General features: G+C 45.5%; 15 protein-coding genes and 1 riboswitch. Of the genes, 5 read left to right on the top strand and 10 right to left on the bottom strand.

What is annotated here, in order from left to right:
* Positions 1-48: 48 nt before the first annotated feature.
* Entirely contained in the window at positions 49-1,161 is a 1,113-nt protein-coding gene (locus GUA98_RS20400; RefSeq protein WP_193724225.1) for an acyltransferase family protein, read from the bottom strand.
* Positions 1,162-1,389: 228 nt separating this feature from the next.
* Positions 1,390-1,746, bottom strand: a complete 357-nt coding sequence (locus GUA98_RS20395) for a HesB/IscA family protein (protein WP_095292107.1) — start codon at positions 1,744-1,746, stop codon at positions 1,390-1,392.
* A gap of 472 nt (positions 1,747-2,218) precedes the next feature.
* On the opposite strand from GUA98_RS20395, the gene mqnE reads away from it, so the two are divergent.
* Positions 2,219-3,325, top strand: a complete 1,107-nt coding sequence (mqnE, locus tag GUA98_RS20390) for an aminofutalosine synthase MqnE (RefSeq protein ID WP_153979892.1) — start codon at positions 2,219-2,221, stop codon at positions 3,323-3,325.
* 216 nt (positions 3,326-3,541) lie between these two features.
* On the top strand, positions 3,542-4,603 hold the full coding sequence (locus tag GUA98_RS20385) for an NAD(P)/FAD-dependent oxidoreductase (RefSeq protein ID WP_193724224.1): 1,062 nt from the start codon (positions 3,542-3,544) through the stop codon (positions 4,601-4,603).
* On the opposite strand, the gene GUA98_RS20380 is transcribed toward GUA98_RS20385, so the two are convergent.
* On the bottom strand, positions 4,600-4,854 hold the full coding sequence (locus tag GUA98_RS20380; protein ID WP_193724223.1) for a YuzB family protein: 255 nt from the start codon (positions 4,852-4,854) through the stop codon (positions 4,600-4,602). The two genes, GUA98_RS20385 and GUA98_RS20380, sit on opposite strands and share 4 nt — an antisense overlap.
* An 80-nt stretch (positions 4,855-4,934) precedes the next feature.
* Between GUA98_RS20380 and GUA98_RS20375 the strand changes: the two genes are divergently transcribed.
* A complete protein-coding gene (locus GUA98_RS20375) occupies positions 4,935-5,180 on the top strand; it encodes a NifU family protein (protein ID WP_062324083.1) in 246 nt (81 codons plus the stop codon).
* A gap of 74 nt (positions 5,181-5,254) precedes the next feature.
* On the opposite strand, the gene GUA98_RS20370 is transcribed toward GUA98_RS20375, so the two are convergent.
* Positions 5,255-6,037, bottom strand: a complete 783-nt coding sequence (locus tag GUA98_RS20370; protein ID WP_193724222.1) for an SDR family oxidoreductase — start codon at positions 6,035-6,037, stop codon at positions 5,255-5,257.
* Between the two features lie 322 nt (positions 6,038-6,359).
* On the opposite strand from GUA98_RS20370, the gene GUA98_RS20365 reads away from it, so the two are divergent.
* Positions 6,360-7,367 carry a DUF2167 domain-containing protein gene (locus GUA98_RS20365; RefSeq protein ID WP_193724221.1) on the top strand — a complete coding sequence of 336 codons (1,008 nt, stop codon included), beginning with the start codon at positions 6,360-6,362 and terminating at the stop codon, positions 7,365-7,367.
* Between the two features lie 82 nt (positions 7,368-7,449).
* Here the strand turns inward: GUA98_RS20365 and GUA98_RS20360 are convergent, their stop codons facing one another.
* The 6 genes from GUA98_RS20360 to GUA98_RS20335 form a co-directional block, all read right to left on the bottom strand.
* Positions 7,450-8,286: a MetQ/NlpA family ABC transporter substrate-binding protein gene (locus GUA98_RS20360; RefSeq protein WP_153979896.1), complete on the bottom strand. Its 837-nt coding sequence runs from the start codon at positions 8,284-8,286 to the stop codon at positions 7,450-7,452.
* Between the two features lie 85 nt (positions 8,287-8,371).
* Positions 8,372-9,031: a methionine ABC transporter permease gene (locus tag GUA98_RS20355; RefSeq protein WP_193724220.1), complete on the bottom strand. Its 660-nt coding sequence runs from the start codon at positions 9,029-9,031 to the stop codon at positions 8,372-8,374.
* A gap of 1 nt (position 9,032) precedes the next feature.
* On the bottom strand, positions 9,033-10,067 hold the full coding sequence (locus tag GUA98_RS20350; RefSeq protein ID WP_193724219.1) for a methionine ABC transporter ATP-binding protein: 1,035 nt from the start codon (positions 10,065-10,067) through the stop codon (positions 9,033-9,035).
* Between the two features lie 125 nt (positions 10,068-10,192).
* A riboswitch (SAM riboswitch) is annotated at positions 10,193-10,333 on the bottom strand.
* A gap of 123 nt (positions 10,334-10,456) precedes the next feature.
* A complete protein-coding gene (locus tag GUA98_RS20345) occupies positions 10,457-11,185 on the bottom strand; it encodes a Cthe_2314 family HEPN domain-containing protein (protein WP_193724218.1) in 729 nt (242 codons plus the stop codon).
* 208 nt (positions 11,186-11,393) lie between these two features.
* Positions 11,394-12,317, bottom strand: coding sequence for a COX15/CtaA family protein (locus tag GUA98_RS20340; RefSeq protein ID WP_260504335.1), 924 nt, complete (start codon positions 12,315-12,317; stop codon positions 11,394-11,396).
* A gap of 312 nt (positions 12,318-12,629) precedes the next feature.
* On the bottom strand, positions 12,630-12,974 hold the full coding sequence (locus tag GUA98_RS20335) for a thioredoxin family protein (RefSeq protein WP_095292122.1): 345 nt from the start codon (positions 12,972-12,974) through the stop codon (positions 12,630-12,632).
* Positions 12,975-13,092: 118 nt separating this feature from the next.
* Between GUA98_RS20335 and GUA98_RS20330 the strand changes: the two genes are divergently transcribed.
* On the top strand, positions 13,093-14,364 hold the full coding sequence (locus GUA98_RS20330) for a DUF2515 family protein (RefSeq protein WP_193724217.1): 1,272 nt from the start codon (positions 13,093-13,095) through the stop codon (positions 14,362-14,364).
* Positions 14,365-14,449: the final 85 nt, after the last annotated feature.

The following is a 14,449-nucleotide window of genomic DNA, read 5'->3' as shown; positions in this document are numbered from 1 at the left end:
TTTATGGAACCATGGTGTTTAACAACTGTCAGGGATGTCAGGATGACCTCAAACCTTTACTTCCTTCTCAACCCAATTTTCATTCTGTATATTTTTTGTTTTCGTACTAAACCTGACCCCTAGCTTACCCACAAAATAATTTCCAATCTTCAATTTATGAAGCACAAAAGTGAGCAATATGGATACCCCAATACTCAGAACAAAAGTTATAGATATATTGATCCATGGATTCAGCCCGTCGAAAATTTCGCTAAAGTTCTGCACGAATATCAAATGTAATAAGTAGATACCAAAGGAATACCTGCTTACCAGATCAATAATCCAAGGTATCTGTTTTATTTTGGATGTAAGATAAAAGGCAACAAAGATTACGCTTATCGTATACAACAACATGTCTATTCGCTTGGAGTTCCCTTCAGGTAACAAATCTGAAAAACGAAAACTCAATATGACAAGGAAACTGACAATTGAGGATAAAACGAACCATTTGATGTATCGAGCCAGGAATTCCCGAAAAGCAGTATGATTTTTACCACCATAGTAAGCTACCGAGAAATAAAATAACCATCCAGGGAAAGGTATCCAGTAGAAACGGTTCCATAAATACTCCGCACCAGGGATTAAGAAAAGCGGGGGGACAAAATTGAAGAAGCCGAGGTAAATTAGATTAACCACTAAGCACAGAAAAATCATGAGCTTCGGTGATATCTTTTGGAAATACTTCGTAAATATGATGTGCAGGACATAGAATTGAAAAATAACAATAATGAAGTAGGCGATATAATCTGCTGCAACAATGTTTCTAACAATTTTAACAAGCAAGGCTGTAGTTGTTAAGTCCCCTGATCTGCTTAAACTATATAATGCGTAAACCACTGCCATCGTTATGTAGGGAATCAGGATGTACCTAACACGTCTCCATAGGAATTGATTAGGAATGTGATTAGGATATGATTTCGCCAAAAGAAATTCAGAAATAAAAACAAACGTGGGTGTCCCAAACAAGAGAGCAAGTTTTACTACCTCTAGGGATGTTAGGGATAGGTTAGAAAGTACTCCCTCATAGTTTGTAAAGGTCATATTAATACAATGGATGGCGACAACAGTGAGACAGGCAAGACACCTAAGCCAAATAACTTCAGGGACCAGTTCTTTTTTCAATGCAAAATTCCCCTTCCGTTTCAATTTGATACAAATTGTATCACTTATGAATTGATTTAGTAAATATTGAATTTTTTGTTATTTTCTAAAGTCTGAACTTTTGCGAGAACTCAGAGAACATGACAAAAAGACCTCTACAACGTAATTAGTCCGAGACTAACACGCTATAGAGGCCTGATTTCAATAGTTCATTTTATGTTTAAAAAATAACGCCGAACGGTTGAAGTCCTAACAATCCTTATCCGGTACCCCAGCTTCTTCTCTCGTACGGAAAGAAGATCCGCAGCCGCAAGTCGCAACCGCATTCGGATTATGGATGGTGAAGCCGCCGGACATACCGGACTCTTCAAAATCAATTTCAAGACCATTCAGATATTTCAGGTTTTCTTTCTCGACTACAACCTTCATATCGTGAATATCCATATAAATATCCTCATCGGATTCTTTATCATCAAAGCCCATGGCGTACGAAAATCCGGTACAACCTCCCGGTGCAACGCCCAGACGCAGGAACATGTCAGGTGTCTCTTGCTGTGAAAGCATCTCTTTCAATCGCTCGGCAGCTGTTTCGCTGATGCTAATCATGCCAGGTCACTCTCCTTTTCGTTAACTCTCTTTAAATTATACTCCACCCCGTCAAGAGGCTCAAGCCATGTTTATCCCTATTCTGTGTCTGTCCTGGCTCCTTTTTCTTGCCAGTGTATTGAACCCCCGGGACACGAGGTTTATAATGGATAGGTGATCGCTCTGAAATGTCAATATTTTGTCATGACTTATTCAAATGATGATCATATATGGAGTTGTAATTTTTTTCACATTTCGAGACTGCCACGCAGTCCCCAATGCATATAGAGTCATCAGACTCACTTTTAGATTTTACAACCATTCGGCCAAAAACTTAAAGAAAAATTCAGCTTTACACATGCAGCATATGCTGCACCGGGTAATGGAGGGTTAGTCCTCTAAAGAGGCGGCAGATGACCGCATCTTTTTTATGTAGTTCTGTAAACAAGACCTACATTTAACTCAAATCCGGTTAAGAACAGGAGGAAACCAAATGTCTACATTGGTAACACCATTCACAGACAAAAGAATGGCGGAAATCGTTGAGAAAGTGCAGAACGGCGTAAGGCTGAGCGTAGAAGACGGCGTCTATCTGTATCAAACGGATGATTTGCTGACTCTCGGCCAACTGGCCAATGAGGCCAACCTGCGCAAGAACGGCAAGAAAGTGTATTTTATTGAAAACATGAGTCTTTACTTCACTAACGTTTGCGAAGCACACTGCGCTTTTTGTAACTTCCGCAAAGACCAGGGCGAAGAAGGTTCCTACACGTTGTCGGGAGAGGAAATGATCGAGTACGTAGAGCAGCATATTCACCCGGGCGTACGTGAGTTCCATATTGTAGGCGGACATAATAACCATGTGCCTTTTCAATATTATGTCGATTCCCTGCGTGCTTTAAACGAAAAATATCCGAATGTAACATTGAAAGCTTATACGGCGGCAGAGATTGATTTCTTCACTCGCATCAGCGGACTCAGCATTAAGGAAGTGCTGCAGGAGCTGCAAAAAGCAGGCCTGAAATCACTGACGGGCGGCGGAGCAGAGATTCTGTCTGATGAATACCGCAAAAAAATGCGTGTCGACAAAGCAAACGTCGATCGCTACCTTGAGGTACACCGTACCGCTCATAATTTGGGCATGCGTACGCATACTACAATGCTGTATGGATCGATTGAATCTTACGAGGACCGCGTTAACCACATGGCACAAATTCGCGAACTGCAGGATGAAACCAACGGTTTTATGGTATTTATTCCACTTTCCATGCAGCCTAAGAGCAAAAATGCCAGCATTATGCGCCGTAACTCGGCGTACGAGGATCTTAAAACCATTGCGATTAGCCGCCTCATGCTGGATAACATTGACCACATTAAAGCATACTTCATCAATATCGGCCCGCAGCTGGCTCAAGTCGCTCTTGGATTCGGTGCTTCGGATGCACACGGCACCATCGTTCGCGAACGGATTAGTCATGCCGCAGGAGCCTTAACGCCTGAAGGACTCACCCGCAAAGAGCTCATATGGCTGATTAAGGGAGCTGGTCGCATTCCTGTTGAACGCGATACCTTCTACAACGAAATTCAAGTATACGAATAAACCTGCTGCATCGTCTCGATAGCCTCTTTCATCCATAACAGGAGAACGACCACTCGAATCGATGCATCAAGTTTGTATAATACCTCTAATTTTAGACTCCACAATTTTCGATATAATAATTACAATAAAACAAAAGGAGCAGCTATGTGAAAGCATAGCTGCTCCACAGGTTACAGCCCCGATCATACGGGACTGATGCAGAAAGGAAGCCGAGTCATGAAAAATTTCGTCATTCTCGGGGGCGGCTATGGCGGCCTCACGATCATCAAGGAACTTCTGGAAGGCAAAATACCGTCAGATACACAAATTGTGTTGGTGGACCGAAGCCCATTTCAGGGATTGAAGACTGAATATTACGCACTCGCAGCAGGTACAGTATCCGACTATGACCTGCGCATCCAATTTCCAGTCCATGAGAAAGTCACTTACCGTTATGGAGAAGTCACTTCGATTGATCTGGAACAGCGTCAGATTGAATTTGCAGGCCAGGATCCTTTGGAGTATGACAAGCTTGTCATCGGACTTGGCTGTACAGACCGTTTCCACAATACTCCGGGAGCTGAAGAATACAGCTGTACCATTCAAAGTTTTAGCAAAACCCGGGAAACCTACCTCCGTCTGAACGAAGTGAAAGCTTACGGACACGTGCATATTGTTGGCGGTGGCTTGAGCGGTGTCGAGATGGCTGCTGAACTGAGAGAGAGCAGACCAGATCTCAACATTAGTATTCTGGACCGTGGTGAGCGCGTATTATCCGCATTCCCGCAGCGATTGTCCGCTTACGTGCATGAGTGGTTTAACGAACATCAGGTAGAGACACGCGGACATGTCGCCATCTCTCGTCTTGAAGGGAACGCTATCTATAACCGGGATGAAGAAATCCTGACGGATGCTGTAGTATGGACTGCCGGCATTCAGCCCGTTAAAGTCGTGCAGGATCTCGACGTTACAAAAGACCCTCAGGGCCGGGTTGTACTGAATGAATATTACCAAATTCCTGAATACACAGATGTTTATGTGGTCGGTGACTGTGCCAGTGTACCTTATGCACCAAGTGGTCAGGCTGCAGAAGTACAGGGTGAACAGATCGCTCATATTCAGCATGCCCTCTGGAAAGGCGAAAAGCCCAACCCGCAGCCGCTCAAGCTCCGCGGCACGTTAGGTGCACTCGGCAAGAAGGCTGGGTTTGGGCTGATGGGCAAAACGTCCATGATGGGACGTGTACCTCGTATCTTGAAAAGCGGCGTGCTCTGGATGTCCAAGCGTCATCTCGGTTAGCCGAGATCCAGCTCATCCCAGGCATCGGCTTCGGCAATTTTGGCCAAAATGGCGTTATATAGATCTTCCACTTTGTCCGTGATGACAACTTCACCATTGACCAGTGCAAAAGGAGTCATATAACATTGGCCACAGTTGCTGAGGCAGCCGTATTCTATCACATCATAGTCTGGATTCTCTTCGAGTTGCTCCATGACTTCATCTGTGCCAAAATGCATATTGTTGGCACAAAATTCAATAATCGGTCTCATGTAGGTTCACCTGCTTTGTTTGACCATTTTAATTTACGGCCAATTGTAATATAATATATAGAGGAAAGGAGTTGAAAAATATGAGCGAAAACGCACAAAGCACCATGTATGATGAGGTATCTGACGTGCTTGACAAACTTCGTCCGTTCCTGCAACGCGATGGCGGTGACGTGGAACTGGTCGACGTGGAGGACGGCATCGTTAAGCTGAAACTGGTCGGTGCCTGCGGCAGCTGCCCAAGCTCCACCATTACCTTAAAAGCCGGGATTGAACGCGCCCTTCTTGAAGAAGTTGACGGTGTCGAAGAAGTCGTACAAGTATTCTAATCAATCCTTCACGAAATAAACCTCAAGAGCCTTTCGCTTCAATCGAAGCGGAGGGCTCTTTTTTGTGCGTTCCTCTAATGTCCCTCTTCACGCTGGATGGTTGGACGTATAGGATCGAGCCCGCCCGAAACATCCATAATGTTGCCTGTAATAAAATCGGAGTGATCCAGGCACAAATACGTAATCACCCGCGCAATATCTTCACCGCTCCCAGGACGGCCTCTCGGCGTCTCCTGATCGGTTATGCCAGCTAATTCATCAATCGTTTTTTCCTTATTGGCCCCCCGGATATCACCGGGACACACCATATTCACCGTAATGCCGTAAGGAGCCTCCTCCACAGCAAGCGTCTTCGTAAAGGATACCAGACCTACCTTCGCAGCAGCGTAAACTGCACGATGAGGCCAGGATCGTGCCTCTCCCGCATGACTGAAACCAAAATGAATAATTCGGCCCCACTTTTTGCGTCGCATCTCCGGAAGCACGCGTTGGTCGAGAAGCATGGGGCCCAGCAGGTTCCCCTGTACCAACATTTGAATCTCGGCCTCGGTATAGTTTGCAAACAATCGGCGTTCGCGAACGAAAGGTCCCGCATTATTCACCAGTATATCAATACTGCCCAGCTCGACTTCAACCTGTTCTACCAACTTGGCGATGTCTTCCGTTTTGGAAATGTCTGCTTGAATGGCGATGCACTGTACACCTTTTGCTGTGATCTGGGCCTGAAGTGCTTCAGCTTCGATACGGCTGTGCACGTAATTCAAGGCAATATGGCATCCCTGATCTGCCAGACGGAGGGCCGTCATTTTTCCAAGACCTTTGGCACTTCCCGTTATGAGGGCAATCTTCCCCTTCACGTCCATCCCCCTCTTCAAAGTGCAGTCACTCATTCAGTATAAAAGATTTATCATCCCCTCACAACTTGCAACACCCCGCCAATCTGTTCCATGTGCAAAAAAGTGTAAATTGAGGACTATATACTTAATTTTAAAATCAACCAAAATGATCTGGCCTAGGTCCTAAGAAGTAAAAATAAACCTTATTAACCATAAATACCTTGTCAGTGGTAACCGCATATGGTAATGTCGATAAGTCATTATTTTCTTATGATGATAACGACATAATACATATAATCATGTAATTTCCACGTTATATGATGCATTCGAAAGGAATAGCATAATGAAAAGATGGTTACCTGCACTTTTGACAATGTTTCTCGTAACTGCGCTCCATCTCCCCTTTACTCCACAAGCATTCGCAGAAAGCAGCAATGATGGCAACTCACAAGATTACGAATGGATTGATGGACCAGCGTCAGTTTCCCTGGATGATAAGGCCACACTACAAGTTGCCGAAAATCTAACTTATCTTGACGCTTCCAACACCAAGCGTTTTATGGAAGACAGTGACTCTTTCCCAAATGGTACTGAAATCGGTAGTATATATGGAGCTGGAGAACAATCGAACTGGTATGTCGTGTTTGAATATAATAATACCGGACATATCGACGACGGTGATCAAGATGATCTGGATGCCGACGAACTTCTGGATAGCTACAAACGAGGTACTGAAGATCAGAATGAGAAAACCACTCCGGACAATCAGCTATTTGTAACCGGATGGGATATCGAACCTGCGTACGACAATAATACACATCAACTGCTGTATTCCCTTGGCCTTAAGGATGCCCAGCAAGAAGAGCTTGTGAATTACAATGTTAATGTCCTGACGCGTGAAGGATATGTCGGAGTTATCCTGGTAACAGACAGCGCGAATTTTGAACAAAATCGCCAGCAATTCGAAGATAGTGTACTCAGCAACCTTACCGTAAATAAGGGGTACAAATATGAAGAATTTGATGCATCTGTTGATAAAAAATCGGAGCTTGGTTTGACTGGACTTATTTTGGGAGGCGCTGGAGTAGCCGTGGCAAAGAAAGTCGGTCTGCTGCTTCTGCTCAAAAAGGGTTGGTTCGTGATCGTCGCTGCTATTGTTGGCGCATTCAGTTGGTTACGCCGAAAACTGACAGGAAGAAAAAATAAGTCTGATTCCCATTCAAACGAACGGGATATCATATCACCTATAGAGGAATCCTATCAGCAACATGCCGCTGGACAAGAGTCCCCGAGGCAAACAGGTACAACATCTGATCGAAATTCAGAGCATGATCCTAATAGACATTCATAACGTTTTGCACATAAAAGCCCCGCAATCTTTGATAGATTGCGGGGCTTTTAACATGCTTTTTAGTATGAAAATACAGAACTATTTAGAATGCAGGTTCAACTGCACCTTGATAACGTTCCTTGATGAAGGTTTTAACTGCTTCGGAATTCAGGGCAGCAGCCAGCTTCTTGATCGCATCTGCATCCTTGTTGTCTTCACGGGCAACGAGAATGTTTGCGTAAGGGTTGCCTTGCAGATCCTCGATAAGCAAGGAATCCTTCTCCGGATTCAAGTTAGCTTCAAGGGCATAGTTGGCATTGATGAATACCAGATCGGCTTCATCCAGCTGACGAGGCATCATGGCTGCATCGAGCTCAATAATATCCAGGTTTTTCGGATTAGCTGTAATATCCTGAATGGTGGATGCAATATTGGTATTGTCTTTCAGCGTAATGATTCCTTCTTTTGCAAGCAGCAGAAGTGCACGACCACCGTTTGATGGGTCATTAGGAATGGCTACTTTGGCGCCGTCTTGGAGTTCATCCAAGGATTTGATCTTTTTGGAGTATCCAGCAAAAGGCTCAACATGAACAGGCGTTACCGAAACGAGGTTAAAACCACGTTCTTTGTTTTCTGTGTCCAGGTAAGGCTGGTGTTGGAAAAAGTTTGCATCCAATTGTTTATCGGCAAGCTGTTGATTTGGTTGAACATAGTCGTTGAATGTTACAACCTGCAAACGAATGCCTTGAGCTTCCAGCTCAGGTTTGATGCTCTCCAGAATTTCAGCATGAGGTGTAGGTGAAGCTCCCACTTTCAGTTCCACCGTACGCGGTGCACCTGCCTCATTATCTGCGCCACTGTCGGAATCCTTGTTGTTTCCGCATGCAGCCAGTACTGCAATCAGCATCAAGCTTAGCAGTGCAAAAGACCATTTTTTCATGTGTAAAACCCCTTCTCCAATAAATTTTTTTGTTGCATCTTTGCATTCATTCGATATGGAATGGATGCAGTATGCTATATATGTGTTATTTCCGGGTGAACAGTTTAACCAGTTGATCGCCAAACATTTGCAGAAATTGTACGAGAATAACCATAAATGCAACAGAAATAATCATAATTTCATATTGGTATCTGAAGTACCCATAGTTAATTGCAAGCGTTCCGAGTCCGCCTCCGCCAACCATACCCGCCATGGCTGTATACGAAACCAGCGTTACAATTGTGATTGTAATTCCCGCGAGCAGACCAGGCAGTGCCTCGGGAAGCAGTACACGTCTTACAATCTGTCCGGTGGATGCACCCATGGCCTGAGCCGCCTCGATGACGCCACGGTCTACTTCACGCAGCGTTGTCTCAACCAACCTTGCAAAGTAAGGAGCAGCTGCGATGACGAGCGGCGGTATGACGCCAAGCACCCCAGTGGCGGTACCCACGAGTGAACGTGTAAACGGAATGAGGGCAACAATCAGAATGATAAATGGTACTGATCTCAGTATATTAACAATAATGGATAACACGGTGTAGATTGTACGTGACTGGATGGAAGCCGATCTTGCTGTCATGAATAGCAGCACACCCAGCGGCAACCCGATAATGATGGTGAACAAACCGGAAGCTCCCAGAATTTGCAGTGTTTCAATGGAGGCCTTACCGATCTCTTCCCAACGTACAGTTGAAAAATCCATATTAACGAAGCACCTCCACATCAAGCCCTTGCTCTTTCAATTCCTGCACAGTCCGGCTGATCGCATCTGCATCGCCTTCAAACCGCACGGTCAACTGGCCATATGGGATCTGTTTGATCCTTGAGATCGTTCCTTGCAGAATGGCGAAGTCCACTCCGGTCTGACGAACGGTTCTCGACAGAATGGCTTCATACGTCTTCTCACCCAAGAACGAAATTTTGACCAATTGTGATCGGCCATCCTGCTGTACTGTTCCTCCCGCATGTGCCATTGCTGCTTCTTCTAGGAGAAGCTCAGAATCGTGATCACGCTGCATGAAGTCACGCGTAATGGCATGCTGTGGTTTAAGGAAGACATCCGTTACAGGGCCTTGCTCCACAATTCCCCCCTGATGAATGACAGCAACTTGATCACAAATGCTCTGAATAACATGCATCTCATGCGTGATCAAAACAATCGTGAGATTGTATTTCTGATTGATGTCCAGCAGCAGCTTCAGAATCGAAGCTGTCGTCTGCGGATCTAGGGCAGATGTTGCTTCGTCACACAGCAGAACGGAAGGATCACTGGCAAGTGCACGGGCGATACCAACTCTTTGTTTCTGTCCACCTGACAGCTGAGCCGGATATTTGCTGCTATGATGCTCCAATCCAACGAGAGTCAGCATCTCCTTCACCTTGCGGTCAATATCAGCTTTAGGTGTATTCACGAGCTTTAGTGGAAAAGCTACATTGTCATATACTGTAGCCGAGGATAACAGATTAAAGTGCTGAAATATCATGCCAATCTTGCGTCGCTGCTTCTGCAGCTCTGTCTTATGGAGACCGGTTAGGTTGACTCCATCTACCCATACCTCACCGGATGTTGGTCTTTCGAGCAGGTTGATACAACGGATTAATGTACTTTTGCCTGCACCGGAGTGTCCAATCACTCCGAATATTTCACCTTTACCGATCTTTAGATCCAAATCGGCTAGGGCTGTCGTTTGTTTTGAACCTCTGCCATACGTCTTGGTTAATCCTTTTAATTCGATCAATATGACTTCTCCTTCCCACCGCCTACATGTATCTTTACCCGAATGAAAGGAAAACTCCCCTCTGACATATAAAAAAGAGCCCTTTTGCAGAAACAAAAAGGGCTCTTCACGCGAAAGAATATACCTTCTCATCTGCCAAAATCGTGCTGTGCACCATTTTGTAGGAATTAGCACCTAACATCTATAAAGTATGACTGGTTGTCATGTCGTTATAAATCGGTTGCCGGGCTTCATCGGGCCTGTCCCTCCGCCGCTCTCGATAAGAAATATTAAATTTATAAGTTCAGTGGTAAAATGTAAATGGTATGCATGTTAATGTCATGTAACGCTTAATTAGAAACTCAGTATAATCCAAGTATTCCGCTTTGTCAAAGGTAAATATTACACAATTATTTTGCCACTTCTGACATGCCCTGCTTGTGCCACATTTTATTGATGTAACCATACGATGCTTTTAGCGTTTCGCAAACCATATCCACGCCCTGACGCAATTCCTCCAGGTGCTGATCCAGATCTTCAAGCTTCACTTTCCCCTGCAACGTTTGATGAAGCTGCCACAGATCATCCTGCATCTCGGAATTCATGTAGTGAATCTCCATATTCCGACGTTTACGCAGTTTGCTCATCGGTTCCCGATATGCATCCTTAATTTTGATTAATTCTACAGCAAGATCATTATGCATTTTCGAATAGCCAAACTGTCTCATCACGGTAAAATACGAAAAATGGGATTTCACCTTGGAGGTGTTCAGATTAAAAATTTCATTTAATACCGTGCCTGTCTTATCAAGAATTGCAAAACAACGAATGAACCCATCCTTGTAGAAGTACACGTATCGGGCGTACTCGGCCTTCTCCTCAATGGTCATGTCATCGGTGGAGCCAGCCTTGACCTTCTGGCGGAAGTGGGAAGCAGCGAAGCAGGCCTGCTCCAGCTCGTCCAGTGAAGAAATTAATCCCTGCGTCCATACGTACAGTTTGCGATAATCGTGAGTCGGGTCCTGATTCAAATCCAGCTGTCGTTGTAACAGTCCGAGTGTCTCCACCATGGACTCGATCGCTTCTTCCAATACGCCCTCATTCTGACGCGGCAATTCACCCAGCAACGTTCGCAGCATATACAGCCTCCTCTTTCCACTCTGCTGATCAATAAGATGATTTATAATATTAAACCTAATCGGAATCAGAGTAAACGTATGATCGCTGCTTACATTAGGTTGCCCTGCCCCGCCTGACATCAAACAAAGCCCACCTGCCCAATGATGTGCATCATTGGATGGCGGACTTTGCATTTGGAAACCATGAACGACTCTGTGTAATGAAATGTTAGAAACGATCAGCTGGCCGATGAAGCTTGTACACCAGGAAACTCATATAGGTTAATATCCCGAACAAAATGGCGATATCAAGCATGTGAGCCAGAGCCACGAACATGTACACTTCCGGACGGCTGATGGTAAGCATCATGCCAAAACCGATCAGGACTTGGAGCAGAATGAGCACCACAGATACAACGCCCAATGCCCGAAGTTCCGTATTATCCGGATGTTTGCGATAGGCATAATGCCCCAGGATCGCAATCACAATAACAAGGGAAGCAGCGGCTACACGGTGAGCAAACGCTACGGCCACGCCACCAGACAGTTCAGGTATAATCTGTCCGTTACAGAGCGGGAAGCCTGAGCATCCCCCAGCTGAGTCGGTATGGCTTACAAAGGCCCCTGTGTATACCACAAGATACGTGTAGATGGTTGAGAACCATACCAGGTTGCGGAAGCTTTTGCTGACCCGCGGGTATTTGTTCAATCTTTCGAGACCACCATGACGAGCCTCCTGCCTAATCCCGAGAGCCATCATCAGGGAACTGGCAAAGGCAATCAGGGCAAATCCGAAGTGCAGCGCCATAACCGCCGATGATTGGGAGAACACGACGGCAAAGGCCCCCATAATCCCCTGGATAATGACAAAGATCAACGTTAAGAAGGAAAACAACTGCAGATCACGACGTGATTTGCCATATCGTAGAAATGCAACAAAAGAGGCAATGGAAAGTAATCCAGCCAATGCGCTGACCGCGCGATGCGAATATTCAATCAGTGAGGCTACAGTATGTGCAGGAACGAGTTTACCGTTACATAGAGGCCACTCCGTGCCGCACCCCAGTCCGGATTCCGTCTTGGTAACGACCCCACCGCCGAACGTAGCCAGGAACATAACAAGACAAGTTAATACGGTTAACCATTTAAACAAGGTTAAGTGCTTCAATTTTTTCTCACCCGCTGTTGGTTTAAGATGGCGAAGAATGATCTCTCCGCTTGTTTCGATACTTTGACACTTATTTCACAACTAACACAACTAAATTCATTATACCGGATAAAAGTGTCATTGACGCCTCGCTTTGTGACAAAATGTTAACGTCTGTCGACAGAATGACCAATAAGTCATCACCTTATATGTACCTTTATATTGTCCCCTGAAAAAGCAAAAATAAAAACGCCATTTCCCCTTTTGAAGAGGAACGGCGCCAATTAGAATTCACAGACGATTCGCCCGTGCCTTCCTTTATTTATGAATCGTATTGTACACTTCAACCGCACGCTGCAAAAATTGTTCAATCTCTTCTCTCGACTTGCGAAGTTTGTTCACGTAGCGAACAAGTTCGCGACCATCGGTGTATGCAACAAAGCTTGGAATACCCAAAATATTTTGTTCCTCACTAACGGTACCCACCTGATCCACATCGACCTCAATCAGTGTCAAATCACGAGCAAATTTTTCCTCGACCTCAGGCATAAACGGATCAATGTACTTGCAGTCTCCGCACCAATCTGCCTTAAATACCGCTACGGTAAGCCGAGGAGATTGAATGGCCACATCAAACGCAGGCTTGGATGTAATCTGTTCCATGACAACATCTTCCTTTCTGTACCTTGTCTTATCCTTAGTGAAGCAAATTGCCGAGTGGAAGTCAAATATTCAGCACATACTTATTTTAAAACCAACCCTGATGAAAGGATGACAGGCGATGACTTCCACCCGAAACGAAGCTGTATCCCCTGATTCTCTCTTTCGTATTGTTCGTTCCATTCCTGGAGCAGCCAGAGAAGTATGGCGTGGTAAACAGGCCGCTTGGAAGGCTTCGGCGCAGCTTCGTCATCCTTCACGAGATTTGGCTTGGGAAGCTGAAATGGCTGAGACGCTAAAGGGAGAAATAGAACGTCTGTTACCCGGTACGGAGACGGCTTCTGCCCGCCATGCCAAAAGCGCCCCATTATGTGAAGAGGATTGCATCATTCTGGAAGAAATTAAAATGCTAACGGTGGAAAATAATCGAAGCAATATTACGCGCACAGCAGCCTATTTGGCATGTTATGACCAATATCCCGAACTGCATTGGGCCCTGCTTGCCCATATGGTTTCCCGCAACGGGGGTTATCACATGACCGATCTGCAAAGCAACCTCATGCATAATCTGCAAAACCAGACAGATCGGGAGCATATGTATCGGTTGCTCGAGCGTTGTAATGCACTCATTTTCCAGGACGCCTATCCTCAGCTTCTGCTCTACATGAACAGCAGGCGAATCGGGCGAAGCTGCTTCCACCTGCTATCCCATTTTCACGTATCGGCGTTCATGACACCCATCTGGGAGCGGTTTTGGTTGGAACGATGCAGCTCCCTGCTTAGTGTGGCATTAATTATTAATGAGCAGAACTATATTGAGAGCCGGGTCGTACAGCATCCTTATTTTCAAAAAGAAGTACTCTCCAAGCCTGCATTTCACCTGCACAACCTCGCGGGGCTTAATCATATTGTGTTTCCACTTGGGCGCGGAAAAGGACTCGCCGGGAGGGTAATCGAACATTTTGGCAAGCTGGATGAACGAATCATGTTTGGCAAAGGCCTGTACGCCATGCTGTTTGGCACCGAGCAGGTGTACACACAAGTGCTCGAGTTTGCACGTTCCGTTCCCCACAGAGGCTCACGTGCCGAATATTGGCCGGGTCTATTCACAACGAGCTTGGAGGGCTCAGCTGATTCGAAATTCTATACTCAGGAACTGCTGGAACACGAATGGATGCCAGAAGGTAGGCGATTATACAGCCCAGAGCTGCTCGCCGTATGGAAAGACACACCATATGAACCGATCACCAGACAGGACTGGCTGCAAAATCGGGATAGTCTTGGCCACCTCAGTGCACCGCGTCGTCCCTGGTTATTTGAAATGAGCCATGAACACCGATATGGAATGCTCAAAACGGCAGTTGCCCATGATGCCAAGACATTGCTGCATTAAGCGACCTAGAGTACGGTTTTCTCGAATCGGCTGTCAGCTGTTCATCTTGTACGATTTCAGAATAAAAAAGCCCTGCCCGCTTAAG

Origin of the sequence: Paenibacillus sp. P13VS (genome assembly GCF_015143645.1) — a bacterium.
Lineage (GTDB): Bacteria > Bacillota > Bacilli > Paenibacillales > Paenibacillaceae > Paenibacillus > Paenibacillus xylanilyticus_A.
The sequence above is the reverse complement of the archived record's forward strand: the minus strand, read 5'-3'. Positions and strand labels throughout refer to the sequence as shown.

Coding starts and splice junctions, on each gene's coding strand:
- GUA98_RS20360 (WP_153979896.1), bottom strand. CDS start 8,286: ATGAAAAAATGGTCTTTTGCACTGCTAAGCTTGATGCTGATTGCAGTA.
- GUA98_RS20330 (WP_193724217.1), top strand. CDS start 13,093: ATGACTTCCACCCGAAACGAAGCTGTATCCCCTGATTCTCTCTTTCGT.
- GUA98_RS20355 (WP_193724220.1), bottom strand. CDS start 9,031: ATGGATTTTTCAACTGTACGTTGGGAAGAGATCGGTAAGGCCTCCATT.
- GUA98_RS20345 (WP_193724218.1), bottom strand. CDS start 11,185: ATGCTGCGAACGTTGCTGGGTGAATTGCCGCGTCAGAATGAGGGCGTA.
- GUA98_RS20380 (WP_193724223.1), bottom strand. CDS start 4,854: ATGAGACCGATTATTGAATTTTGTGCCAACAATATGCATTTTGGCACA.
- GUA98_RS20365 (WP_193724221.1), top strand. CDS start 6,360: ATGAAAAGATGGTTACCTGCACTTTTGACAATGTTTCTCGTAACTGCG.
- GUA98_RS20335 (WP_095292122.1), bottom strand. CDS start 12,974: ATGGAACAGATTACATCCAAGCCTGCGTTTGATGTGGCCATTCAATCT.
- GUA98_RS20385 (WP_193724224.1), top strand. CDS start 3,542: ATGAAAAATTTCGTCATTCTCGGGGGCGGCTATGGCGGCCTCACGATC.
- GUA98_RS20395 (WP_095292107.1), bottom strand. CDS start 1,746: ATGATTAGCATCAGCGAAACAGCTGCCGAGCGATTGAAAGAGATGCTT.
- mqnE (WP_153979892.1), top strand. CDS start 2,219: ATGTCTACATTGGTAACACCATTCACAGACAAAAGAATGGCGGAAATC.
- GUA98_RS20375 (WP_062324083.1), top strand. CDS start 4,935: ATGAGCGAAAACGCACAAAGCACCATGTATGATGAGGTATCTGACGTG.